Below are 25,909 nucleotides of genomic sequence, written 5' to 3' on the forward strand. Positions count from 1 at the left end.
TTGCGGATCGCTTTCGGCGCAGCGTCACTCGCCCCTAAGCCGGGGCCGCCATGGCCGTTAACGTTCACAGCGTACCGGGAAGATCTCTTCGCAATAATAATGCCGTTGCGGGCGGTTTTATATTAACGCCAAGGTTGAGAATTAATTCGACACGCCGTTTTAATTGGCCGAGTTGATTTTAGTAACTGCCTGATTTCGCGTTTTAGTATTTTTTTCATATGGCTGAAAAAAATTATCTTCTTCTGCTTTATCCGACAATACAGCTTTTGACAGCATACGCTGACGGGGGTGAATTTTGCCCGAGGCCAGCCGGTGGCTTGCCCATTGCCCTGCGAATAGTTCGGTATCTGAGAATAGATCGGATCCGCTGCGGATAGCATGGCCCCCGTTGCCCCCGCACCGTGGTCAAGGGCGCGGTGCGGCGCGGTGGGGAGGGCTTCGGCCGTATCACATACCCCTCCACCTTTTTTTTCCGCAGGGGAAAATGTGCCAGGCAATTTGCCTAACCAATAGAGTAATACCACCAATAGAAATATTAATACAACCTGACGTAATATTATACCTGGATCATATTTATATACGGTCATGAGAGAACTTATCCGCCTTGAACCCAGGCCGCCGCTGACGCCCTTTTTTACCGGTAAAAATCCTGTCAGGCTCAGAAACTTCCATTTGCCCCGGTCATCAATACAAAAAATAGTAATGAGATTCATAATAAATAAATAATTTAATTCAGTGGCTTAGTCCCATTATTCTCTGCCCTGACGCCTGGGTAGTGATTAAACTAACAGGCAAGGTGATAATGCTATCATCATTTTCGCCGCGGCGTTATTTTATTTATCTGCATCAGCTATATATATTTAATGATTAACAATTAATAATCATAATATATTATAAGCTATATTTTCAAAAAAAAAAGGCCGGGGAAACCCCGGCCAGCGCTCGCTTTCTCAACATTCTATGCGGCAGGCGCCGCGGTTAGGGCTGCCTATCGGCAACGAAATTGAGGGCTTTGACTTCCCCAATCGCCTTCAGTTTTTTCGACAGCTCGCGCCGCTCTTTCGACAGCTCGGCGTTTTTAATGATGTAGTCATCGACGCGATCTTCGTAATCGGTACGCATATTGCTAATAATCGCCTGGATTTCTTCAATGGACATACCCGATTTAACGTAGTCGTTCAGGTTGTCCAGCAGCAGCACGCGCTTCTGGTTGTCGCGGATTTTCTTCTCATTGTCGGCAATCTCGCGCTGCAGCTTGTTCTTACGGCGAAACATGCGCACGAATTCCAGGACATCGTGGAATGAAGGCTTAATGTGATCCATTTCAGTTTCCTTGCTTAGTTGATAAGTTAAATTCTTTGCAATGCTGCATGTTAACAGAGTAGCAGCTATGCACCACTTGGCATGCTCCCATTCTACCCGCTTTTTGGCGCTGACAAAAATCTTCACGCGCGGCCGCGGTTAGGGCATTGGCCGGCGTAACGCGATACATAGAAGCTGCGCCAGTTTCAGACTCAGCCATACATAGCCGTAGATAGGCGCCTCGATCTGATTACAGATTCCGACGTATCCGATCAGCTGTTCCGGCGACATCCGATCAGTTATTCCGATATTTTCCGATCACCCATTCCAGTGATATTCGATCACGTGTTCGCTCATCTTCTGACTCGGGTTTAGTCTATTTTTCCTGTGCTGGCTACTCCTTGCTCTTTGCGTAGTGATTCGCCTTTAAGTTCCAGTCTATAGCTGGGGTGTACTAACCGATCGAGTAACGCGTCAGCTGTCGTGGGGTTTTCTATCAGTCCATACCATTTTTTCACCGGCAATTGACTGATCAGGATGCTGCTGCTTTTGTCGTAGCGATCTTCCATCACCTCCAACAGCATCGTTGCCTGCATCGGACTTATTGATTCTAGGCCCACGTCGTCCAAGATCAGTAACTCTATTTTTTCTAACTGCTTAAGCTGTTTTAGATAGGTCCCGTCTACCTGACACTGGTGAAGATGGGCCAGCAACCGACCCACTCGCCAGTAACGCACGCTATATTGCTGCCGGCATGCCTGCTCACCAAGCGCACAACTGAGCCAGGTTTTGCCCGTACCTGTCGGCCCCGTGATGAGTATGCTTTTCTGATATTTCAGATATTGTCCCCCTAGCAGATCTCGCATCTATTCCGGTGTCACTCCTCGGCTAGGGATATAACGGATATCTTCCGGTTTTGCCTGCAAGCGCATTTGCGATTGCCGTCGCATACGGCATATGTTGTTGTTTTTTCTATGCAAATTTTCCGCTTCTACCATCAGCGACAACCGCTCCTCGAACCCCAGCTCCCCATAACTCCCCGGGAGTTCGCGTTGCGTCTCCAACGCCTGGACCATTGCCGACAACTTCAGCTCTCGCAGAGCCATTAACAGTGTATCCATATTTATTCTCCTTAGTGATAACTGTCCGGACCTCGGAGGTTTTCGTGAACCAGCATTGATACGCCGGCTCCGTCCTGGGTGACCTCACTTTCACGACCGTGTTTCAATACGTTGGCTATGAAAGAGCGGTTAATGCACCCTTTCTCCAACGCCAGCGCGCAGGCCTTCTCCAGTCGCGTCGTCTCATAGCGCCGTTGCAGATTGAGTAGCCCCAGCACGGAGCGGTAAGCCTGCTCCGGATGGGCTTTGCTCTTTTGGATGGACTCGACCACTTTCAGTGTGCACACACCCACCGACAGCGCCCAACTGCACAGCCTTTCCGGCGTCCACTGACTCTGCCCCTTATGGTTAGCCGGCATGTGCGCCGCCTGAGTCGTGTGCCTATAGGCATTATCGCTGCGAGGGTGCGTAGCCACGCAGACGCCCTTATGGTGGATTTGCACCAGCCGTTGGGTGGCGATGACGTCAACGCGCTCGCCAACCAGCGGATGCGGCACCGAGTACCAGTTTTTGCCGTAGTCTAAGTGGTAATCAGGTCCCACTCGGGCAACAAGATACTCACTGTATTCCCATTGTGTGGGCGGTAGAGGCCCAAGAGCCGGTTTGTCCAGCTGCTCGAAGCGTTCAAGGCGACTTTGTCCGCCGTAATGACGCATCGGGCGCAGATTCAACTCATGATTGAGTTCTCGTATCACCTGGTTGAGTTCGGCCAGCGAGTAGAACCTACGTTTACGCAACCGGGCCAAAACCCAGCGTTCTACCAGCTGCACAGTTGATTCTGCCTTCGCCTTGTCTTTCGGTTTTCTCGGGCACGCCGGCAGCACCACTGTCTCATAGTGATTTGCCAGCGCCTGGTAGCTCTGGTTTATGACCGGCTCATAGCGGTCAGGGGTGCTGACAGCGCTGCGCAGATTATCAGGTATCATCAGCTCCGGAACCCCACCCATGAAGTGCAGGCAGCGGCTATTGGCGTTGAGCCACGATGCCATGTCCTGGCCTTCGCAGGCTTCGATATACGCATAGCCTGACACGCCCATGGCAGCGACGAAGATAGCGACCTGGCGTACGCTACCGGTCGCAGGGTTGACGATAGGTACGGTGGGGCCACAGAAGTCGATGAAGAGCTTTTCGCCAGCCTTGTGCTCCATGTGCATGGAACGCCGCTGCTTCTTTTTCCAGTCACGGAACAGTGCTCAAAACTGTGAGTAACCGAGGGCATCACCGCCCACGGCGGACTGATATTCCATCCAGAGCAGCTGCTTGGTCATGCCCTTGCGGCTTAACTCGGTATCGATATCAAGCCAGCTGGGTAAGGTATTGATAACTTTTCCGGATTTGCCGGGATAGAGCAGGCGGTCGAGGTCGACGGGGGACAGTTCCGCCGGCAATGGCCAGACCAGGTTAGCTACCGTGAATCGGCCGAGGATATCGTGCACGGTAGTACAGCCTATGCCGAGCGCTGCTGCGATAGTGCGATTCGAGCGACGCTGCTCGAATTTCATACGTAAGACATTAATATAGATGCACATTTCCGTTCTCGCTTTCTTCTTTTTACGTGCCATACCATGCCCCCGGAAGCTAAAAGTCTCCAGAGTATGGCGGAACAGAAGATGAGCGATCGGACAGAATCGGAATCGCTGATCGGGCGACCGGAATCAGTGATCGGATGAAATCAGAATTAGTGATCGGGTGAAATCGGAATCAGTGATCGGATGTGACCGGAACGAGCCTGTTTAGAAATTTGTGTATTTGCCTGATTTTGATATGTTCAATCCAACATCAAAAACAGGTTAATTTATGGACGAAAAACAGTTGCAGGCTCTGGCTAACGAACTGGCCAAAAATCTCAAAACCCCTGAAGATCTCAGTCACTTCGATCGGCTGCTGAAAAAAATCAGCGTCGAAGCAGCTCTCAATGCCGAAATGACCCATCACCTCGGCTACGATAAAAATCAGCCTAAACCGGGGACCAACGCCCGCAACGGCTATTCCACAAAAACCGTTACCACTGGCGATGGCCCGCTGGCGCTGCGTACTCCGCGCGATCGTGACGGTTCCTTTGAACCGCAACTGGTGAAGAAGAACCAGACCCGGATTACCGGGATGGATAACCAGATTTTATCGTTGTACACCAAAGGGATGACCACCCGCGAGATCGCCGCCGCGTTCAAAGAGCTGTATGACGCCGATGTCTCGCCGGCGCTGGTCTCAAAGGTCACCGATGCGGTCATGGAGCAGGTTGTTGAATGGCAAAACCGGCCTCTGGATGCAGTCTATCCCATTGTTTATCTTGACTGTATCGTTCTAAAAGTCCGGCAAGACAGCCGCATCATCAACAAATCTGTGTTCCTGGCGCTGGGCATCAACATCGAAGGCCAGAAAGAGTTGCTAGGTATGTGGCTGGCCGAAAATGAAGGCGCAAAGTTCTGGCTGAACGTGCTGACAGAGCTGAAAAACCGCGGCCTGAACGATATCCTTATCGCCTGCGTAGACGGGCTGAAAGGTTTCCCTGACGCTATTAACGCGGTGTATCCGGAGGCGCGGCTCCAGCTGTGTATCGTGCATATGGTGCGCAACAGCCTGCGGTTCGTCTCCTGGAAGGACTACAAGGCCGTCACCCGCGACCTGAAAGCTATCTTATCAGGCCCCTACGGAAGAAGCCGGCTTGCAGGCGCTGGAAGCGTTCTCCAGTGCCTGGGACATCCGCTATCCGCAAATAAGTCGAAGCTGGCAGGCAAACTGGGCCAATCTGGCCACGTTCTTTGCCTACCCAACGGACATCCGCAAGGTGATCTACACGACCAACGCCATCGAGTCGTTAAACAGCGTGATCCGGCATGCCATCAAAAAGCGCAAGGTGTTCCCGATCGACGACGCAGTGAAAAAGGTGGTGTGGCTGGCGATACAGGCGGCCTCACAGAAATGGACAATGCCTTTGAGGGACTGGCGCATGGCAATGAGCCGCTTTATTATCGAGTTCGGTGACCGCCTGGACGGTCACTTCTGAGAAAAAGCATTTACACAGAATCGTGTACAGGGTCTAAAAATGAGTTAAAAGCCTCCCAAAGATGATTGTTAATACATCTCTTTTGTGCAAAATTGATCGCAAGAAATAACATTATTACTCATTTTGTTAATCGTTGTGCAAAATTATCAAAATCTCCCTCAAGCCACGTCCTGATTGACCTCCGCCTTGTTTTTTATCAATCCTTCGTAGTGCAGAATTGATCACCTCCCCACAATCAAACTAATTATAGTGCCAACCTATTCACCTATCCGCCTACTCACCTGCGGGACGGAAGCCGCCGGGTCGGGGAGGAGTGACCCGCTGGCGGGATCCGCCTTAATCCGCAGCGCGGCAGGGGAAAACCGCTGTAGAGACGATAGCCTGCCACAGGCAGGCGCCACCGTGGGACGGTAACCTTTAATCGCGGGAACGGTAGCCTGCACCGCCGCGTGAACCACGGCCTGCAACAGCGGGGACGACGGCCTACGACAAGCTAGCACCGTGGAGGGAAGCAAATGTTGCGCCGGTTATGCAAAAGCATTGCGTCGTCGCGCCGTCAAACGTCTTTTGGGCGGGCGTTCGGCCACCAAGCAAGTCGGCCGCGCTGAGAAAGCGAGGATGGCAACGGTTAGACGGTGGGATGGGTACGGGCAAAAGTAAAATGTCTGCTGGCACCGGTTATGCCCTTTAATGATAAAAAAGGCCAATCGCTGTTAACAACGACAACGACGATGCCGTTTTTTCTCTGGGGAAAAATAACTTTAACGTAAACAGCCATTGTCAAAAGGTCGTTAAGTCAGTTTAATAATAGTCTCACTCGCAATAAAAATCTTTGTCGTTTCATGGGGAACCGCCATTGCCCGGCGGATGGGCTATCATCTTCATCTTTTCACCTTGTCTATTTTAATACTCGCTTTTCAGGATTGTTATTTGATATTCAACTGCGGTTTAAGTCGGTATGTTTATGATGTCGACCTGTAAGCCGTATTTCCGGCATAGGACATTCCATTTTGGTTTAAGTTGTTATGCACCCCATACATAAATTACGGAATTGAATCTTAATGACCCACTATATTGCTTGGCGGAGGTATTTATTATCTGTTTATTATTTTGGATTATTGTTGTTGCTCTTATCCTCCGTTGGCTGGCCTGAAATCAAGCACTTATTTGCAAAGCGCCGCGGTGACCCGTACCCATAATGGATATCATCAGGCTTTCCTTTAGCACTCGGCCGCGACTTTTAACACCGGCTCAATTCCGCTCTCTATCCGATATCGCCTCCTGTATCGACAGGGTTTGATTCCCCGTCGGTAGCGCGGCGCAGTCGGCATCGCGGTAGTGGTTCCGTCACGCGGACAGGCCTTAATCGATCTCGCCCATCATTTTGACCAGCGGGCTGCCCGATCCCGGCAGCGCGGCGGCGGCATGGTGTGCTTGCGGCGCACTGTTGCGCCAGATTTCCCGGATCAGCAGCCGGGCGGGCCCCAGCGTGACGCTGGGTTGTTCAATTCCGCGTGCTGTCACCGCCAGGTGTATCTGTACGGTACTGGACAGCATTGCCGCTCCCCCCGTCTCCAGCGGAGTGATATCACAGCGGGAACGGGGGCCATAGCGCACAATAGGCCAGCTCAGCGTCGCGTCGATATTGACGCCGTCCTCCGAACTCACCTCAAAGCTTACCGTCGGTTTCGCCAACTGTAACCATAGCCCCTGATAACATATCCGGTCGGGCTGGCCGCCATCGAATGGCGACAGGATGCGCTGCCCCAACGCCTGCACGATGCCCGCAGGATTAAGCAAGCGGGTAACGGCCAATAACCCCAGCGCATTGCCTTGCACCAGCGCGGACAATCGCGCCAGCGCGTCGTCACAGCTTGGGGCGGCCTTGGCGCCGCCGGCGCCTTGCCAAGCGCTGTGCCACGCCCGCACGCCCTTTTGCACCCACAGCCGCAGCTCATGCTCCGCCGGGCGGATGACAAGCGTCATATCCTCATCCCACGCCCGGTCGAAACCGGGATCCACCGCCCATTTGCCGCGCATGACCGGATGTTTTACCGGCAGCGGGAAACCGCAGCGCTTGTCAAGGGGACGTTTATCTGCCGGCGCGATTTCCCGCGCTAAAGTGGCGGTCACCGCGGTGATTTCATCCGGCAGGCCGGCGGTGGCGGTAATTTCCGCGTCCGGCAAACGGTCGATGAACGCCAAGATAGTGTCCCGCTGCTGGCGGAAATCCTGGCCGACCGACGTCGGCAGCGTGGCCAACGACGTCTCAAGCGCCGGCAAACAGCCGCTCACATAGGCTTTCAGCACCAAACGGGTCAGCGCCGCCGGCGTCATGTCGGCGGTGGCTTTGATCGTGCAAGTGAAGCCTTGGACAAACAGAGTCCCGATATCGCTCGCCGCCGGCTGGATGCCCAGACGCTGATAGAGGAGGCCCTTTTGTCGATACAGCGAACGGAATAAGTCTCCCCCCGACGCGATAAGCCAGGCGCTGACGGGCGGACTCAACGGGCTGTGATCGTCAGGCGTGAGCAACCGACGTAAATACCAGGCGGCCGCATGATGGCCATAAAACGTGGGCAGATACTTACCATTATCCAGTATTGCCCGCTTTAACGCCGACATTAACGGCGCGGTGAGCAGGCGCCCCCCCCCCCCCCGCCAACGCATTGCGCAGTCCCATTCTGAGCACCGCCTCGCCGTTCTCCTGGCGGCTCAACGCCGTCAGAACCCGTTCCAAGGGATAATCCGCCACCTCCGGCGACAGCAGTTCGGTGAGGGAAGCGGCCACCGTCTGGAGCCAAGGTTGACAATCGCGGGACGCCAGCAGACGCCGCACGAAATTCGCTGCGCCATCTTTAAATTACTGGTGGGTTTCAGCCAACAAGGCCGAGCGACCGAACGCTACCAGCTCGGCGTCGTAATCTCTAAACGTGGGGGTTTGGTGTAGTGCAGCGCCGCCCAGATGCATCATGTCGGCAACCAAGCGAGAAGCCAGGCGATCTCGGTTCAAGCTACCGCGCGAGATACGGCTCGCCAACGTATCCAGCCAAGTCGCCTTATCCAGTAGGGCATAGGTGGCGCTGCGCAGAACAAAACCGGCGCGGGAGACAGGTTCCATACTTACCTCGGTGCAAAGTGGTTTGCCGGCCGCGGAGCACCACCTTGAGCACCAAGGTGGCAAGCGATATCGGGCAAGGTTTTGAGCCAGTAATGGGATTGGTCGATCAGATTCTCGATATTTTCCAGCGCGCTTTGTGCGCTGTTGTAAGCCAGATCCATCAGGAAAAACAGGATAATACGCTGGCCGCCCACATCATAACCAAACCAACAGCGGTGCGTGGCAATACCAAATAGCTGTACCTGTAACAAAGAGGCGAAAAACTCCCCCGACAATTCACCGGTGATTGCCATGACCGGCGAGAAAATATAGACGCAGCCATTATGATGCTCCAACGTCACCCGGATATTCTTATCGAATTCCAACGTGCAACCCCCGCTGTCAATCGCTTCGTCGAGATTTAAATGGGTTTCCACAGAGAGCACCTGTAATAATTGTTCAAACGTCATCATTATCACCCTTTATTTAGCAGCGGACACGGGCATCTCGCGTCCAAATCGGTTGAAGAATAGGTAATATTCCGTTTTTATGCTGACGCGTTGTTTTATTTCCTGCGGTTCCTTCCGGGCGCACTGTAGTTATCGTGCTCCGGCCAGCACCAGCCCCGCTCAGAGACCCTAGCCACCGAAGACCGTCTATTAACTATAAAGTAAATGCCCGGGGATGAAGCTAGCGCCGGCATAAATCGGGTTAATGTAAGTTGTCCTGCAGGTGAATCCACCCGGTACGCCGCGACAACAGACTGATTAAATTAAACTCGCGGGGAAAACATTGCCCGATGGCCTCGCAAAAGGTAATACGAGTCTCTCTGTGCTGTTAAGCCCTCCCTCCCGGCGTGCCGAAAGAATATAATCAGTACAGCGAGAAGCTGGGCGACCGCGGTACACTTCCTGCCGATAAGAAAACGGTAACGCGACCCCTCTTTTTAGGTCGGGCTCAGGTTCACTCTTCTCATCCGGGTCTTCGGCCATGCCTGAGGGTAACGCGGTCATCGATGGAACATTTTCTGGGTTTATATCCATTGGCTTGCCTTGGCTTGTTAATTTTGACGCTTTACTGTCGCTGATTAGATAATTACCCGTTATCCGGTCAACGCCGCATTACACACCAATCCATAGGATAAACCGCTTTGTTGAATAAATCCGAAATTTGTGACGACTTCCTCCCTATCAGGGCGATTGTTACATGATGCGGACGCTGTTTGGCATTCCTAACAGTGTGATCCGGTTAAGTGCTTTAACCATTGCCATTGCCTCACCTACCTGCGCGTCATAGTCATGCAGACTTAGATGACCACCCAGAAGTGTTTTAAACCGGAACATGGCCGTTTCAGCCAGTGAACGCCGGTGATAACCTACTTTTTTCTTTTTCCAGGTATCGTTATTGCCCCTCAGATGCTGATTTGCCACCGCATGGTTACGCTCATGGTATCGAGCTGGCCAATATTGCGCACCACTTCGCGGTGGGATAAGCGGCTTTATTTTTTTCTTCAGCAGAGCATCATGACAGTAACGCGTATCGTAAGCACTGTCAGCCGACGCTTCCCTGATTTTCCGGTGGGTTTGGTTAATCAGCCCGGGCAGCGCCTGCGCATCTGTCGTACCGCTTAGCGATAAATCGGCACAGATAATTTCATGTGTCACGCTATCTACTGCCAGATGAAGCTTGCGCCATACTCTGCGCCTCTCAGCCCCATGCTGCCTGACTTTCCATTCGCCTTCGCCGAAGACTTTCAGGCCGGTGCCATCGATGACCAGGTGTGAGATTTCGCAGCGGGTTGGCGTTTTTATGCTGATGTCGACGGTTTTTGCTCGCCGGCTGACCAGAGAGTAATCTGGGCAGCGCAGCGACAGCCCCATCAGTTTAAAAATCGAGTCAACGAAACCCTGTAACGCTCGGAGCGAAAGGTTAAACACGCGCTTTATCATCAGAACCGTGGTAATGGCCATATCGGTGTAGTGAAGCGGCCGGCCACGATGTTCAGGTGGTGTACTCTCAGTCCATGCAGCAATGGCTGACTCATCAAGCCATACTGTCAGGTCCCCCCGCTGCCTGAGCGCATTGTTATATGCGGGCCAGTTGGTGATTTTAAACTTTTGCTTTGCCATGGGGACCTGATGTTGAAACGAATGTAGTGATCAGAGCCGCCAGTCACCTAAAAGTTCGATTTATTCAACAAAGCCGGGATAAACCCCCTACTTTCGCCGACATCTGGGGTAATTCGATATATTTCCGGCGCGTACCCGCATCGGGAGCGTGATCTGAACGACGGAGGTTAAGGTCTTTCATTTTTTCAGCCATGCCGTTAGCGTTATTGTCGTTTACTCCATCACTCTGCGATTAGGGGTGCCTAGCGCCCGTACCAGGTGATCCCTATTGCCTCGGCACCTTTGCGACGCTTTGTTGAATAAATCCGAAATTTGTGACGACTTCCTCCCTATCAGGGCGATTGTTACATGATGCGGACGCTGTTTGGCATTCCTAACAACGTGATCCGGTTAAGCGCTTTGACCATTGCCATAGCCTCACCTACCTGCGCGTCATAGTCATGCAGACTCAGATGACCACCCAGAAGTATTTTAAACCGGAACATGGCCGTTTCAGCCAGTGAACGCCGGTGATAACCTACTTTCTTTTTCCAGGTATCGTTATTGCCGCTCAGATGCTGATTTGCCACCGCATGGTTACGCTCATGGTATCGAGCTGGCCAATATTGCGCACCACTTCGCGGTGGGATAAGCGGCTTTATTTTTTTCCTCAGCAGAGCATCATGACAGTAACGCGTATCGTAAGCACTGTCAGCCGACGCTTCCCTGATTTTCCGGTGGGTTTGGTTAATCAGCCCGGGCAGCGCCTGCGCATCTGTCGTACCGCTTAGCGATAAATCGGCACAGATAATTTCATGTGTCGCGCTATCTACTGCCAGATGAAGCTTGCGCCATACTCTGCGCCTCTCAGCCCCATGCTGCCTGACTTTCCATTCGCCTTCGCCGAAGATTTTCAGGCCGGTGCCATCGATGACCAGGTGTGAGATTTCGCCGCGGGTTGGCGTTTTTATGCTGATGTCGACGGTTTTTGCTCGCCGGCTGACCAGAGAGTAATCTGGGCAGCGCAGCGACAGCCCCATCAGTTTAAAAATCGAGTCAACGAAACCCTGTAACGCCCGGAGCGAAAGGTTAAACACGCGCTTTATCATCAGAACCGTGGTAATGGCCATATCGGTGTAGTGAAGCGGCCGGCCACGATGTTCAGGTGGTGTACTCTCAGTCCATGCAGCAATGGCTGACTCATCAAGCCATACTGTCAGGTCCCCCCGCTGCCTGAGCGCATTGTTATATGCGGGCCAGTTGGTGATTTTAAACTTTTGCTTTGCCATGGGGACCTGATGTTGAAACGAATGTAGTGATCAGAGCCGCCAGTCACCTAAAAGTTCGATTTATTCAACAAAGCCCCTTTGCGACGCTAGGGCTGAACGTGATCGGGAAGCGTTATAGGAAGCGGTACAGAAAGCCGAACGGGCAGGCAGAGACGGTGGCCAAGGTTGTGCGTCGGGCGCAAACGCTTTGCCGCTCGGTGTAGCGTCTGCGGCAAACGACATAAAAATCAGATGATGGGATCACGGCAGCGCCGCGGGACGCGAGTCAACGTTTCAGCCATCACCAAAGATGCGTTACCATGACGGAAGATCAAGGTGATTACCGACTTGCGCCCCCCGTCGATGGTAGCCCTGGTGACCGGGTCCGGGAGGCGCAATGATCTCAACATCAACACCACGCGACAGGGAACCCCGTGTACATACTGGACGTCTTAAACATGACCGATGAAGGAAGCCACTACCCTAAAAGGAGGGGACCACGCCATGGCTAATCCGTTAGCACAGCCCACATTTCTGGTCCACGATTATGAAACGTTCGGTAAACACCCTGCCCTAGACCGTCCGGCGCAGTTCGCAGGTATTCGCGCCGACAGCCAGTTCGAGACCTTAGGCGAGCCGGAAGTGTTTTTTTGCCGACCGGCCGACGATTATCTACCGGAGCCGGAGGCGGTGCTCATTACCGGGATCACGCCTCAGCAGGCGTTGCGTGACGGCGTCACCGAAGCGGAATTTGCCCGTCGTATCCACCAATTATTTAGCGTGCCCGGTACCTGCATACTGGGTTATAACAATGTGCGCTTCGACGATGAAGTCAGCCGCAACCTGTTTTACCGCAACTTTTACGATCCTTACAGCTGGAGCTGGCAGCAGGGGAATTCCCGCTGGGACCTGCTGGATGTCGTGCGCGCCTGCTACGCCCTGCGTCCCGACGGCATTGAATGGCCGTTGAATGACGAGGGGCTGCCCAGCTTTCGCCTGGAGCATTTGACCCGCGCCAACGGGATTGAACATGCCAATGCCCATGACGCCATGGCCGATGTCTACGCGACCCTGGCGATGGCCAAATTGCTGCGCCAGGCGCAGCCGAAGCTGTTTGATTATCTTTGCCGCCACCGCGGCAAACATCAGTTAAAGACGCTGGTGGACATTGCAACAATGAAACCGCTGGTCCATGTGTCTGGTATGTTCGGCGCCACCCGGGGCAATACCGCCTGGATTGCGCCCCTGGCCTGGCATCCCGATAACCCCAACGCGCTCATCGTCTGCGATCTCAGCGGCGATATGCAGGTCTTCGAGGATCTGGATAGCGATGCGTTGCGTACCCGGCTGTACACGCGGCGCGGCGCGCTGGGGGAAGATGCCGCGGTACCGCTCAAACTGGTACATCTCAATAAATGCCCGGTGCTGGCGCCCGCCAACACCCTGCGGCCGATGGATGCTGAACGGCTTGGCATCCATCGCCAGCGCTGTCTGGATAACCTTACCTGGCTGCGGCGCCGCCCGGAAGTCAGGGAAAAAGTGGTGGCGCTGTTTGCCGAAAGCGCGCCCTTTCCCCCTGCGGACGACGTGGATGCGCAGTTGTATGACGGTTTCTTTAGCGATGCCGATCGCGCCGCGATGAATATTATCCAAGCCACCGCCCCGGAAAATCTGCCGGCGTTGGATATCAGCTTTGTCGACTCGCGTCTTAAGCCTCTGCTGTTTCGCTACCGCGCGCGCAATTTTCCCCACACGTTGGATCACGATGAGCAGTTACGCTGGCTGGAGCACCGCAAGACCCGCTTTACCGAGCAGCGGCTGGAGGCCCATGTACATCAATTGGAGACACTGTATCAGGCCCATGAAGGGGATGAGCAAAAAGCGCGGCTGCTGCGCGCGCTGTTTGACTATTTGCAAACGTTGTAACGGCAAGGCGGGGGCGAAACGTTACCCCGCCAGCTCTTCACGGTACTGCGGCACCGCCCGGCGAAAACCGCGCGTCATCAACAGCAGATACGCCACGCCCGCGATGCCCCAACAGAGCCCGAGCATCATGGAGCTGGCCTCCAGGTTGAGCCACAGCGAGCCGACCGTCAACACACCGACCAGCGGCAGCAGCAAGTAGTACAGGTGATCGCTTAACCGGCGCCGCCGCCGCTCCCGCAACCAGAATTGGGCGATGACCGACAGGTTGACGAAACTGAATGCCACCAACGCGCCAAAATTAATCAGCGCGGCCGCGGTCACCAGGTCAAACGACACCGCCGACAGGGCAATTAGGCCCACCAGCAGCACGTTTAGGGCCGGCGTACGCCAGGTGGGATGCACGAAACCAAAAAATCGCACCGGAAAAACGCCGTCGCGACCCATGACGTACAATAAACGCGACACCCCCGCATGGGAGGCCATACCGGAAGCCAGCACCGTGACGCAGGAAAAACACAGCACCACCGGCTGGAACAGTTTACCCGCGACATACAGCATAATTTCCGGCTGCGATGCGTCTGGATGCTGAAAGCGCGCGATATCCGGGAAGAACAGCTGCAAAAAGTAGGAGACGATAATAAAAATCACGCCGCCTATCAGCGCGGTGAGGAAAATCGCCCGTGGGATCACCCGTCCGGCATCCGGCGTTTCTTCAGACAATGAGATGATGCCGTCAAATCCCAGGAACGAGAAGCACAGGATCGTGGCGCCGGTAATCATGGGAATGACATGCGCATTTTCAGACCAAAACAGTGCGATGCTCACTAAGGTGCCGCGGCCTTCCCCCTGCATCACCCCGTGGATCACCAGGCCCAGGAATACCACCATAATCGCCACCTGCAGCACCACGATCAGGATGTTGAAATGGGCGACCAAGCGGATGCCGCGTAAATTGAACAGCGTCATCATCGCCACCAGCCCGGCGACGAAAATCCAGGTCGGCACCGACGGGAATAGTGCCTGAAGGTAAATTTTCGCCAACAGAATGTTGATCATCGGCATGAAGAGATAATCGAGCAGCGACGACCAGCCCACCACAAAATCTACGCCAGGGCTGATGGCTTTCTGGGCATAAGTATACGCCGACCCGGCCGAGGGGAAGCGGCGCACCAGTTTACCGTAGCTGAGCGCGGTAAAGAGAACGGCGCAAAGCGCCACCGCATAGGCGGTGGCCACATGCCCATCGATCGGTCAGGCCGGAGACAATGCCGAAGGTATCAAACAACGTCATCGGCTGCAGGTAGGCCAGGCCTATCATCACCACCTGAAACAGGGTCAGGGTTTTTTTCAACGTGGCGCGTTGGCCTGGCGCCTGCCCTGCCACAACTTTCTGCCCCATACTCATTTACGTCCTCATGCACGCGCGAGGGTGCCTCATCGGGTGACGGTCATGTCGCGCGCGTGCAACCTTTGCGCGTAACAGCGATGAAAAAACCGGCACCTTTCGGCGCCGGTTGTTTTTGCGGGAGGTATTTTGCTACAGCGATGGCAAGATGGCAAGACGCGCCGTATCAGGCGTTGTTCAGCATCCAATCGATTTCGGTGGCCGTCACCCGTCGCTCGAACTCGCTCAGTTCGGCGGTTTTGCAAGTATGGAAGAGTCGGCAAAAACGCTCACCGAGCAGGGCGGGCAGGCGAACATCGTCGGCGAACAGGGCCAGGGCTTCGCATTGGCGCAGCGGCAACGGCGCATTGCCGTCCAGCCCGTGCACTATACCGGCCAGCAGGGCCACCGCCACCAGATACGGGTTGGCGTCCGCCCCGGCGACGCGATATTCCAGGCGATAATTCTCGGCATCGCTACAGGGGATACGCACGGCCACCGTCCGATTGTTAACGCCCCAATTGGCGCGCAGCGGGACATAGCCGCCCGGCTGAAAGCGCCGGAAGGCGTTGACGTTGGGCGCCAGCAGCGCCATCGACGCGGGCAGCAGATCCAGCACCCCGGCGATAGCGCGCGCCATCAGCGGCGACGGGCGTCCCAGGGAGTCCAGTAAACCGTTATTGCCCGCGGCATCCCGCAAACTGAGGTGGATGTGCAGGCCGCTGCCGGTCCAGGCTTCATAGGGTTTGGCCATAAAGGTGGCAGTCAGGCGCTGCTGCTCCGCCACCCGGCGCACCAGCCGTTTCAACTATAGCGCCTGATCGCAGGCGTGTAGCACCTGGTCGCTATGGGCGAGGTTAATCTCGAACTGACCCGGGGCAGACTCCGCCACCGCGCCCTCTGTCGGCAGTCCCTGAAGGCGCGCCAGCCGGGCGATATCGTCAAGGACTGCGCCATAGTGGTCCAGTCGGTCCAGGGAGTAAACCTGGCGCTGATTTTCCGGCTGCCGGCCGTCGGGTTGGCGAGGCGGTTGCGGCATCTGCGCCCCGTTACGCCGCCGGTCCACCAGATAAAATTCCAGCTCCGCCACCACCACCGGAAAGATGCCGTGCGCACGCAGCTGTTGCCAGAGGCGATTTAGCACGTTGCGCGGTTCAACGTCATAGGGCTGGCTGTCGCGATCACGCATGGTTAGCTGTAACTGCGCGCAGTGCGTGGGATCGGCGGCGGAGGGTTTGAGGGTGCCGGCGAGCGGCAGGCACAGCAGGTCAGGTTCGCCGTCCTCGCCGGCCAGGCCCGCCGTTGCGACCGTCTTGCCGGTCACGGTCATGGCATACACCGAAGCGGGGAAATAAAAACCGCGCCGCAGATGGCGCACGCTGGAGAGGGCAACACGTTTACCGCGAAAACTACCGTTAAGATCCGTCAGCAGGAGATCCACCTGCCGGGTATGGGGATAGCGTTCCAGATACGCCTCGACTTCGCGCTGGAACGCGCTGGTTCGACTCACTGTCGGTCCGGGGTCGAAAACCGCCGGACTATCTGCCAGATTTTCCATAGGTCACCTCAGAGGCCTGTGGCCGTCGCGCGAACGCGAACCGAGCGCGGCGCAACAAAAAACCACGCCCCTCATCAACCATAGCGGTAAGGCCGCCGGCTGGCAAATCTGCGCCGGAGGACGAGTCGTCAGGCCATCGGCAGCATGGCAGCATGGCAGCATTGTAATGCATAAAAACTATGAATATCAATAGATTAAATGCCGAAATTGTTCAAAAAATAAGACCCTGTACACGATTCTGTGTAAATGCCTTTTCTCAGAAGTGACCGTCCAGGCGGTCACCGAACTCGATAATAAAGCGGCTCATTGCTATGCGCCAGTCCCTCAAAGGCATTGTCCATTTCTATGAGGCCGCCTGTATCGCCAGCCACACCACCTTTTTCACTGCGTCGTCGGTCGGGAACACCTTGCGCTTTTTGATGGCATGCCGGATCACGCTGTTTAACGACTCGTTGGCGTTGGTCGTGTAGATCACCTTGCGGATGTCCGTTGGGTAGGCAAAGAACGTGGCCAGATTGGCCCAGTTTGCCTGCCAGCTTCGACTTATTTGCGGGTAGCGGATGTCCCAGGCACTGGAGAACGCTTCCAGCGCCTGCAAGCCGGCTTCTTCCGTAGGGGCCTGATAGATAGCTTTCAGGTCGCGGGTGACGGCCTTGTAGTCCTTCCAGGAGACGAACCGCAGGCTGTTGCGCACCATATGCACGATACACAGCTGGAGCCGCGCCTCCGGATACACCGCGTTAATAGCGTCAGGGAAACCTTTCAGCCCGTCTACGCAGGCGATAAGGATATCGTTCAGGCCGCGGTTTTTCAGCTCTGTTAGCACGTTCAGCCAGAACTTTGCGCGATTCATTTTCGGCCAGCCACATACCTAGCAACTCTTTCTGGCCTTCGATGTTGATGCCCAGCGCCAGGAACACAGATTTGTTGATGATGCGGCTGTCCTGCCGGACTTTTAGAACGATACAGTCAAGATAAACAATGGGATAGACTGCATCCAGAGGCCGGTTTTGCCATTCGACAACCTGCTCCATGACCGCATCGGTGACCTTTGAGACCAGCGCCGGCGAGACATCGGCGTCATACAGCTCTTTGAACGCGGCGGCGATCTCGCGGGTGGTCATCCCTTTGGCGTACAACGATAAAATCTGGTTATCCATCCCGGTAATCCGGGTCTGGTTCTTCTTCACCAGTTGCGGTTCAAAGGAACCGTCACGATCGCGCGGAGTACGCAGCGCCAGCGGGCCATCGCCAGTGGTAACGGTTTTTGTGGAATAGCCGTTGCGGGCGTTGGTCCCCGGTTTAGGCTGATTTTTATCGTAGCCGAGGTGATGGGTCATTTCGGCATTGAGAGCTGCTTCGACGCTGTTTTTTCAGCAGCCGATCGAAGTGACTGAGATCTTCAGGGGTTTTGAGATTTTTGGCCAGTTCGTTAGCCAGAGCCTGCAACTGTTTTTCGTCCATAAATTAACCTGTTTTTGATGTTGGATTGAACATATCAAAATCAGGCAAATACACAAATTTCTAAACAGGGCTCAAAAATAGGCGACAAAACACAACAAAGCACGACAATACACGACATTTTTATCAATAAGTTACCGCTCATTTCGACCTGTCGACTACGCCAGAATCGCCAAAATTTGACCGCCCAACTCCCCGTATTTGACGAAGGAAATCCCATGCGCTAATAGTCGCTTTGCATCTGCAAATTCAGGTGCCGGGATTCCAACCCCGCCGGAAGTAACCGCGACAGAATGACACGCCGCGAGCGTGTTTTTTTATGTCGCAATCTAGCCGCCCTCAATGGTGAGCTGGATAGGGCAGCCGCAAGGCTGGCCGGCGGTTACTCCGGTAGTTGGAACCCTGTTCAGCTCGCCACCAATATAGCGATTCCAGCCTCTAGGTGGTGATTACATCAAAGTAACCATCGGAGGTCATCATGACACTTCCAGTATCAGCCATTACTCCATTTTATTTTGAACGCCACGAAGTACGAACCATCATGCTTAATGGTGAACCGTGGTTTGTTGCTCAAGATGTTTGTGCCACTTTACAAATTCAAAACGTTACACAAACTATTGAAAAGTTAGATGATGATGAAAGGTCTATGTTTAACATAGGGCTTAGTCATCGGGACATGTTCGATAATCGAGTTCAAGAAATCAACATCATCTCCGAATCCGGCATGTTCACCCTGGTATTACGCTGCCGCGATGCAGTGAAGCAAGGCACCCTGCCCCATCGCTTCCGCAAGTGGGTAACGAGTGAAGTGCTTCCCTCAATCCGCAAGACTGGCAAGTACGAGCATCCCGTCTATAAACCCGAGTCACACGAACTCTTCACCGCTAACGATACCTCTAATCTCGCCCGCCTGATTTGGCACATGAGCCATAACTTCCGCTTCAAGCAGGCATGGAGCAACGGCATATGGCACGCGTTACGTGAAGTCACCGGCGTTCCCTCACCCCAGCCAATGGAAGTCCTCCATATCCCGCATATTGCCAGAGAATGCGAACGCATATGGGCTGTGATTGAACGCCTGCAATCTGCTATGGTAGAAGCTGAGAGGAGAACCATTCGGCAGCTTGTACGCAAGCGTGAGAACGTGGATAGCGTGATGGGTGAAATCGATAGCTTGCTCACTGAAGCCAGCCAGAGTAACGCCTTCATGCTCACCGATACGCTGACCCGCTGGCACAAGTCCGAACCCGGTCAGTTCGCGCAGAGGCACTGATAGCTGCCCCGGCTCGTCGAGGGGCTGGGGTTGACTAAGCGCCCAATCAGTGCTTTAACTGGAGTGTCTGTCTTAGTCAATACAATAAAAGGAGTCGCATTATGCTAGCATGCTTCGATGTGGCAGATTACTTCCTGACCCAAAGCAATGAAATGATGAGAACAGTGGCGATTTTTTGTCTAATCTTAAGTTACAGAAGCTTGTTTACTACGCGCAGGGCTTTTCTCTTGCTCTGCTCAACAGGCCATTGTTCAATGAAGAGATAGAGGCATGGATGCATGGCCCCGTTGTTCCTGAACTCTACCGAAAATATAAGGATTTTAAAAACCAAGCGCTTCCATTGCCGGAAAATGATATAGACTTTAGTAAGTTCTCTGAAGATGAAAAGGAACTACTTGACGAAGTATATCGTGTCTATGGTCAGTACTCAGCATGGAAGCTTCGTGATATGACACACAGCGAGCCACCATGGGCAAATTCATATATCGAAGGGTACGGAAAATCTCCTATACCTCATGATTCTATGAAGTCATTTTTTGACACCAGAATTAATAAATAGCAGGGTGAAAAAATGAAATGCAAGCCACCTGGAAGGCTTAAACCAATACAAGATACACAATCAGCAAGAATCAGTGCGCATGTTGAGTTCAGTTCACCAGCAGAGCAAAGGCCACCTGAATTCTCCCTGCGTTATATGCAACAGGACTACTGTGTGGGATGTTGTGAAAAAGAAGAAAAAGCGGCCCTGGCCGACACGTTATTCAAGCTCAGCAGGGAGCCTGTTTAGAAATTTGTGTATTTGCCTGATTTTGATATGTTCAATCCAACATCAAAAACAGGTTAATTTATGGACGAAAAACAGTTGCAGGCTCTGGCTAACGAACTGGCCAAAAATCTCAAAACCCCTGAAGATCTCAGTCACTTCGATCGGCTGCTGAAAAAAATCAGCGTCGAAGCAACTCTCAATGCCGAAATGACCCATCACCTCGGCTACGATAAAAATCAGCCTAAACCGGGGACCAACGCCCTCAACGGCTATTCCACAAAAACCGTTACCACTGGCGATGGCCCGCTGGCGCTGCGTACTCCGCGCGATCGTGACGGTTACTTTGAACCGCAACTGGTGAAGAAGAACCAGACCCGGATTACCGGGATGGATAACCAGATTTTATCGTTGTACGCCAAAGGGATGACCACCCGCGAGATCGCCGCTGCGTTCAAGGAGCTGTATGACGCCGATGTCTCGCCGGCGCTGGTCTCAAAGGTCACCGATGCGGTCATGGAGCAGGTTGTCGAATGGCAAAACCGGCCTCTGGATGCAGTCTATCCCATTGTTTATCTTGACTGTATCGTTCTAAAAGTCCGGCAGGACAGCCGCATCATCAACAAATCTGTGTTCCTGGCGCTGGGCATCAACATCGAAGGCCAGAAAGAGTTGCTAGGTATGTGGCTGGCCGAAAATGAAGGCGCAAAGTTCTGGCTGAACGTGCTGACAGAGCTGAAAAACCGCGGCCTGAACGATATCCTTATCGCCTGCGTAGACGGGCTGAAAGGTTTCCCTGACGCTATTAACGCGGTGTATCCGGAGGCGCGGCTCCAGCTGTGTATCGTGCATATGGTGCGCAACAGCCTACGGTTCGTCTCCTGGAAGGACTACAAGGCCGTCACCCGCGACCTGAAAGCTATCTATCAGGCCCCTACGGAAGAAGCCGGCTTGCAGGCGCTGGAAGCGTTCTCCAGTGCTGGGACATCCGCTACCCGCAAATAAGTCGAAGCTGGCAGGCAAACTGGGCCAATCTGGCCACGTTCTTTGCCTACCCAACGGACATCCGCAAGGTGATCTACACGACCAACGCCATCGAGTCGTTAAACAGCGTGATCCGGCATGCCATCAAAAAGCGCAAGGTGTTTCCGACCGACGACGCAGTGAAAAAGGTGGTGTGGCTGGCGATACAGGCGGCCTCACAGAAATGGACAATGCCTTTGAGGGACTGGCGCATGGCAATGAGCCGCTTTATTATCGAGTTCGGTGACCGCCTGGACGATCACTTCTGAGAAAAGGCATTTACACAGAATCGTGTACAGGGTCGCCGGTTGATAACCTACTTTCTTTTTCCAGGTATCGTTATTGCCGCTCAGATGCTGATTGCCACCGCATGGTTACGCTCATGGTATCGAGCTGGCCAATATTGTGCACCACTTCGCGGTGGGATAAGCGGCTTTATTTTTTTCCTCAGCAGAGCATCATGACAGTAACGCGTATCGTAAGCACTGTCAGCCGACGCTTCCCTGATTTTCCGGTGGGTTTGGTTAATCAGCCCGGGCAGCGCCTGCGCATCTGTCGTACCGCTTAGCGATAAATCGGCACAGATAATTTCATGTGTCGCGCTATCTACTGCCAGATGAAGCTTGCGCCATACTCTGCGCCTCTCAGCCCCATGCTGCCTGACTTTCCATTCGCCTTCGCCGAAGATTTTCAGGCCGGTGCCATCGATGACCAGGTGTGAGATTTCGCCGCGGGTTGGCGTTTTTATGCTGATGTCGACGGTTTTTGCTCGCCGGCTGACCAGAGAGTAATCTGGGCAGCGCTGAGACAGCCCCATCAGTTTAAAAATCGCGTCAACGAAACCCTGTAACGCCCGGAGCGAAAGGTTAAACACGCGCTTTATCATCAGAACCGTGGTAATGGCCATATCGGTGTAGTGAAGCGGCCGGCCGCGATGTTCAGGTGGTGTACTCTCAGTCCATGCAGCAATGGCTGACTCATCAAGCCATACTGTCAAGTCCCCCCGCTGCCTGAGCGCATTGTTGTATGCGGGCCAGTTGGTGATTTTAAACTTTTGCTTTGCCATGGGGACCTGATGTTGAAACGAATGTAGTGATCAGAGCCGCCAGTCACCTAAAAGTTCGATTTATTCAACAAAAAGCCCCGCGACACCAGAGGTTCAGAGTGGATAGAGATATAATTATTTCGATCGAATTTCGAGTAATTTCGAACGATTGATTATAACTCTTTGAATTTAAATACCCTAATTTTACATCACACCATCGGCATCATGGCTGCGTAAAAATACATAAAACTCATAAATATCAATGCATTGATTGAGTGCATTGCTCAAAAAATAGGAGACAAAACACAACAAAACACGACAATACACGACATTTTTATCAATAACTTGCCGCTCATTTCGACCTGCCGATAACGCCAGAATCGCCCAAATTTGACCGCTGAACTCCCCACATTTGACGAAGGAAATCCCATGCGTTGTGCCCAACATTTCAATACTCCTTGCCTTTAGATAAGCAGAAACGGTAAGGTGCCGCACTCTGTGTCAAAGTCGGTGTAAATATGGCTAAATCCTCACTATCCCAACATGACGCCCTGTTCAAAAAGTTCCTCGGCGATATAGCTGTAGCCCGAGACTTTCTGGAAATCCATCTGCCGCCGCACCTGCGGGAGCGCTGTGATTTCAGCACTCTGGCGATGGCCTACGGCTCGTTTATCGAAGACGACCTCAAGGCCAGTGCTCGGATATGCTCTACTCGATGAAGACCACGACGGGCCATGATGGCTACGTTTACTGCCTTATTGAGCACCAAAGCCGCCCGGAAAAGCTGATGGCATTTCGCCTGATAAGGTATGCCATCGCGGCCATGCAACGGCACCTCGAACAGGGCAATGACTCTTTGCCGGTGGTGATTCCGCTGCTGTTCTATCACGGCACCACATCGCCCTATCCCTACAGCACACAATGGTTCGATTGCTTTACTGACCCTGAACTGGCAGAATCAGTCTACAGGAAAGCATTCCCGCTGGTTGATATCACAGCTATGCCGGATGATGAAATACTGTCTCATCGGCGGGTAGCGCTGCTAGAGTTAGTGCAGAAGCACATCCGAACTCGCGATATGCTGGAGTTTGCTAATGATATAGCCCGGTTGCTGAATTTATGGGCGATACCAAAAGAGCAGTTCCGTAGCCTGATGTACTATATTGCAGAGCGGAGAAATACTTCGGATGAATCACAATTCCTACAGCATATTGCTGTCAAAGCCACTGATTACCAGGAGGACATTATGACCATTGCAGAGCAGCTTGAAGCTAAAGGTGAGCAAAGGGGCATCCAAAAGGGCATCCAGCTTGGCGAGCAGAAAGGCATAGAAAAAGGTGAAAAATCTAGCCTCGCTCAAGATCGCCCAACAGCTGTTGGCTAACGGGGCTGAGCTAAATCTTATCAAAATCGCTACCGGCCTATCCGATCATGAGCTGGCTTCTCTATCCAAATAGGAATGAATTTTGCCGAAAATAGCACTCGCACAAATTGATACGGTTTTGGGTGATAAACAAAAAAACTTATCACATATAAAAGATTACTGCCGAAAAGCAGCCAGTAACCAAGCTAATATCATTTGCTTTCCAGAGTTAGTAACGACTGGTTACTCTCTTGATATATTAGGAACTGAATTATGGACTTTTAGTGAACTGCGCGGTGGTGAAACAGATCAATTGTTAAGTAGTTTGTCAACAAAATTCGACTTGACAATTATTTGTGGTTTTATCGAGCGGGGCGGATCATTAGGGGAGATTTATAATTCTTCAGGAGTATGGGTACCGGGAGGAAAAAGTTGGAAAGGGACATTTAGGAAAATACATCTGGTTGATAGTGAGAGAAACTGGTTTTCGTCTGGAACTAATATTCCGGTTTTTGATACTCCAATGTGCAAAATTGGTATCATGATCTGCCACGATGCAGGTTTCCCTGAGATAGCTAGGATTTTAACGTTGAGTGGTGCGGATATTTTGTTTCTTCCTGCTGCATGGTGCATACATTATAAGGATGTTTGGAATATAAATTGTGCTAGTAGAGCTTTAGAAAATGGTATTCACTTAGTTGCTGTAAATCGTTGTGGAAAAGAGGAAAAAATTAATTTCTTCGGCGATAGTCAACTAATTAGCCCGCGAGGCAAACCATTGACATCAACACTAGGAGATGACGAAGGTCTTGTGTTCGGTTATGTAGATTTTAACCTGCAGGCTAAAACAAGATTAGAACTACCTTACCTTCGAGGGCGGCGAAAAGATCTTTACAATATTGATCACTCTCTTATTGTTTAAGGAGTGCCTTCAAATTTCTGTCGTGACTCAGATTTGTTGATACTTTTAGAAAATACGATCTCTTTGATGCTACAATCATCTGTAAGGCATAAAACAGCCTTATATCACACAACAGATCTGAGTCATGACCCAGAAATTTCTTAGTTTACTAGACACTACAAATAAACATGATATATCATCACGTAAAAATACAATTTTCTAGCCAGTTGGTTAATTCTTAAACAGGCTATACGCTTTGTTGAATAAATCCGAAATTTGTGACGACTTCCTCCCTATCAGGGCGATTGTTACATGATGCGGACGCTGTTTGGCATTCCTAACAACGTGATCCGGTTAAGCGCTTTGACCATTGCCATAGCCTCACCTACCTGCGCGTCATAGTCATGCAGACTCAGATGACCACCCAAAAGTGTTTTAAACCGGAACATGGCCGTTTCAGCCAGTGAACGCCGGTGATAACCTACTTTCTTTTTCCAGGTATCGTTATTGCCGCTCAGATGCTGATTTGCCACCGCATGGTTACGCTCATGGTATCGAGCTGGCCAATATTGCGCACCACTTCGCGGTGGGATAAGCGGCTTTATTTTTTTCCTCAGCAGAGCATCATGACAGTAACGCGTATCGTAAGCACTGTCAGCCGACGCTTCCCTGATTTTCCGGTGGGTTTGGTTAATCAGCCCGGGCAGCGCCTGCGCATCTGTCGTACCGCTTAGCGATAAATCGGCACAGATAATTTCATGTGTCGCGCTATCTACTGCCAGATGAAGCTTGCGCCATACTCTGCGCCTCTCAGCCCCATGCTGCCTGACTTTCCATTCGCCTTCGCCGAAGATTTTCAGGCCGGTGCCATCGATGACCAGGTGTGAGATTTCGCCGCGGGTTGGCGTTTTTATGCTGATGTCGACGGTTTTTGCTCGCCGGCTGACCAGAGAGTAATCTGGGCAGCGCAGCGACAGCCCCATCAGTTTAAAAATCGAGTCAACGAAACCCTGTAACGCCCGGAGCGAAAGGTTAAACACGCGCTTTATCATCAGAACCGTGGTAATGGCCATATCGGTGTAGTGAAGCGGCCGGCCACGATGTTCAGGTGGTGTACTCTCAGTCCATGCAGCAATGGCTGACTCATCAAGCCATACTGTCAGGTCCCCCCGCTGCCTGAGCGCATTGTTATATGCGGGCCAGTTGGTGATTTTAAACTTTTGCTTTGCCATGGGGACCTGATGTTGAAACGAATGTAGTGATCAGAGCCGCCAGTCACCTAAAAGTTCGATTTATTCAACAAAGC

At 52.8% G+C, this 25,909-nt stretch carries 14 protein-coding genes and 9 pseudogenes; 8 read left to right on the top strand and 15 right to left on the bottom strand.

Features of this window, described 5'->3' with window-relative positions; translation table 11 throughout:
* Positions 1 to 122 precede the first annotated feature (122 nt).
* From SOPEG_RS27385 to istA, 4 genes and pseudogenes are all read right to left on the bottom strand, one after another.
* Positions 123 to 713 carry a hypothetical protein gene (locus SOPEG_RS27385; RefSeq protein ID WP_148297050.1) on the bottom strand — a complete coding sequence of 197 codons (591 nt, stop codon included), beginning with the start codon at positions 711 to 713 and terminating at the stop codon, positions 123 to 125.
* 265 nt (positions 714 to 978) lie between these two features.
* Complete coding sequence (gene tmaR / locus SOPEG_RS10265) at positions 979 to 1,323, bottom strand: PTS system regulator TmaR (RefSeq protein WP_025245269.1); 345 nt, start codon at positions 1,321 to 1,323, stop codon at positions 979 to 981.
* Between the two features lie 350 nt (positions 1,324 to 1,673).
* Positions 1,674 to 2,423, bottom strand: a pseudogene (istB, locus tag SOPEG_RS10270) (IS21-like element ISSoEn3 family helper ATPase IstB).
* Positions 2,424 to 2,434: 11 nt separating this feature from the next.
* Positions 2,435 to 3,985, bottom strand: a pseudogene (gene istA / locus SOPEG_RS10275) (IS21-like element ISSoEn3 family transposase).
* Positions 3,986 to 4,220: 235 nt separating this feature from the next.
* Between istA and SOPEG_RS10285 the strand changes: the two are divergent.
* A pseudogene (locus SOPEG_RS10285) lies at positions 4,221 to 5,430 on the top strand (IS256-like element ISSoEn2 family transposase).
* Positions 5,431 to 6,792: 1,362 nt separating this feature from the next.
* Here the strand turns inward: SOPEG_RS10285 and SOPEG_RS10290 are convergent.
* From SOPEG_RS10290 to SOPEG_RS10310, 5 genes are all read right to left on the bottom strand, one after another.
* Complete coding sequence (locus tag SOPEG_RS10290; protein WP_025245270.1) at positions 6,793 to 8,055, bottom strand: hypothetical protein; 1,263 nt, start codon at positions 8,053 to 8,055, stop codon at positions 6,793 to 6,795.
* Positions 8,056 to 8,293: 238 nt separating this feature from the next.
* On the bottom strand, positions 8,294 to 8,551 hold the full coding sequence (locus SOPEG_RS10295; protein ID WP_025245272.1) for a hypothetical protein: 258 nt from the start codon (positions 8,549 to 8,551) through the stop codon (positions 8,294 to 8,296).
* Between the two features lie 2 nt (positions 8,552 to 8,553).
* Entirely contained in the window at positions 8,554 to 9,003 is a 450-nt protein-coding gene (locus SOPEG_RS10300) for a type III secretion system chaperone (RefSeq protein ID WP_025245273.1), read from the bottom strand.
* 729 nt (positions 9,004 to 9,732) lie between these two features.
* Positions 9,733 to 10,659 carry an IS5 family transposase gene (locus tag SOPEG_RS10305; protein WP_025245274.1) on the bottom strand — a complete coding sequence of 309 codons (927 nt, stop codon included), beginning with the start codon at positions 10,657 to 10,659 and terminating at the stop codon, positions 9,733 to 9,735.
* A gap of 344 nt (positions 10,660 to 11,003) precedes the next feature.
* Positions 11,004 to 11,927 (bottom strand): IS5-like element ISSoEn1 family transposase, encoded by a 924-nt coding sequence (locus tag SOPEG_RS10310; protein WP_025243834.1) that lies wholly within the window; start codon positions 11,925 to 11,927, stop codon positions 11,004 to 11,006.
* Between the two features lie 483 nt (positions 11,928 to 12,410).
* Between SOPEG_RS10310 and sbcB the strand changes: the two genes are divergently transcribed.
* Positions 12,411 to 13,832, top strand: a complete 1,422-nt coding sequence (gene sbcB / locus SOPEG_RS10315) for an exodeoxyribonuclease I (protein WP_025245275.1) — start codon at positions 12,411 to 12,413, stop codon at positions 13,830 to 13,832.
* A gap of 21 nt (positions 13,833 to 13,853) precedes the next feature.
* On the opposite strand, the pseudogene SOPEG_RS10320 reads toward sbcB, so the two are convergent.
* The 3 pseudogenes from SOPEG_RS10320 to SOPEG_RS26260 all read right to left on the bottom strand — a co-directional run bounded on the left by SOPEG_RS10320 (position 13,854) and on the right by SOPEG_RS26260 (position 18,238).
* Positions 13,854 to 15,231 (bottom strand): annotated as a pseudogene (locus SOPEG_RS10320) (APC family permease).
* 172 nt (positions 15,232 to 15,403) lie between these two features.
* A pseudogene (locus tag SOPEG_RS10325) lies at positions 15,404 to 16,774 on the bottom strand (glutamine synthetase family protein).
* A gap of 256 nt (positions 16,775 to 17,030) precedes the next feature.
* Positions 17,031 to 18,238, bottom strand: a pseudogene (locus tag SOPEG_RS26260) (IS256-like element ISSoEn2 family transposase).
* Between the two features lie 475 nt (positions 18,239 to 18,713).
* Between SOPEG_RS26260 and SOPEG_RS10340 the strand changes: the two are divergent.
* The 4 genes and pseudogenes from SOPEG_RS10340 to SOPEG_RS10350 all read left to right on the top strand — a co-directional run bounded on the left by SOPEG_RS10340 (position 18,714) and on the right by SOPEG_RS10350 (position 21,563).
* A complete protein-coding gene (locus SOPEG_RS10340; protein WP_025245276.1) occupies positions 18,714 to 19,508 on the top strand; it encodes a BRO-N domain-containing protein in 795 nt (264 codons plus the stop codon).
* A gap of 175 nt (positions 19,509 to 19,683) precedes the next feature.
* Positions 19,684 to 20,067: a Panacea domain-containing protein gene (locus SOPEG_RS10345; RefSeq protein WP_236851740.1), complete on the top strand. Its 384-nt coding sequence runs from the start codon at positions 19,684 to 19,686 to the stop codon at positions 20,065 to 20,067.
* Between the two features lie 12 nt (positions 20,068 to 20,079).
* Entirely contained in the window at positions 20,080 to 20,295 is a 216-nt protein-coding gene (locus SOPEG_RS27390; protein WP_148297051.1) for a hypothetical protein, read from the top strand.
* Between the two features lie 60 nt (positions 20,296 to 20,355).
* Positions 20,356 to 21,563: pseudogene (locus SOPEG_RS10350) on the top strand (IS256-like element ISSoEn2 family transposase).
* Between the two features lie 42 nt (positions 21,564 to 21,605).
* On the opposite strand, the pseudogene SOPEG_RS10360 reads toward SOPEG_RS10350, so the two are convergent.
* Positions 21,606 to 22,360, bottom strand: a pseudogene (locus SOPEG_RS10360) (IS5-like element ISSoEn1 family transposase); the annotation flags it as partial.
* 183 nt (positions 22,361 to 22,543) lie between these two features.
* The gene (locus tag SOPEG_RS10365) at positions 22,544 to 22,786 is read right to left on the bottom strand and encodes a hypothetical protein (protein WP_025245280.1); all 243 of its coding nucleotides are present in this window, start codon (positions 22,784 to 22,786) and stop codon (positions 22,544 to 22,546) included.
* A 71-nt stretch (positions 22,787 to 22,857) separates the two neighbouring features.
* On the opposite strand from SOPEG_RS10365, the pseudogene SOPEG_RS10370 reads away from it, so the two are divergent.
* Positions 22,858 to 23,796 (top strand): annotated as a pseudogene (locus SOPEG_RS10370) (Rpn family recombination-promoting nuclease/putative transposase).
* A 9-nt stretch (positions 23,797 to 23,805) separates the two neighbouring features.
* On the top strand, positions 23,806 to 24,624 hold the full coding sequence (locus tag SOPEG_RS24585) for a nitrilase-related carbon-nitrogen hydrolase (protein WP_071882171.1): 819 nt from the start codon (positions 23,806 to 23,808) through the stop codon (positions 24,622 to 24,624).
* 287 nt (positions 24,625 to 24,911) lie between these two features.
* Here SOPEG_RS24585 and SOPEG_RS10375 read toward each other — a convergent pair whose 3' ends face one another.
* Positions 24,912 to 25,835 carry an IS5-like element ISSoEn1 family transposase gene (locus SOPEG_RS10375; protein WP_025244151.1) on the bottom strand — a complete coding sequence of 308 codons (924 nt, stop codon included), beginning with the start codon at positions 25,833 to 25,835 and terminating at the stop codon, positions 24,912 to 24,914.
* Between the last annotated feature and the right edge of the window lie 74 nt (positions 25,836 to 25,909).

Origin of the sequence: Candidatus Sodalis pierantonius str. SOPE (genome assembly GCF_000517405.1) — a bacterium.
Classification (GTDB): Bacteria; Pseudomonadota; Gammaproteobacteria; order Enterobacterales; family Enterobacteriaceae; genus Sodalis_C; species Sodalis_C pierantonii.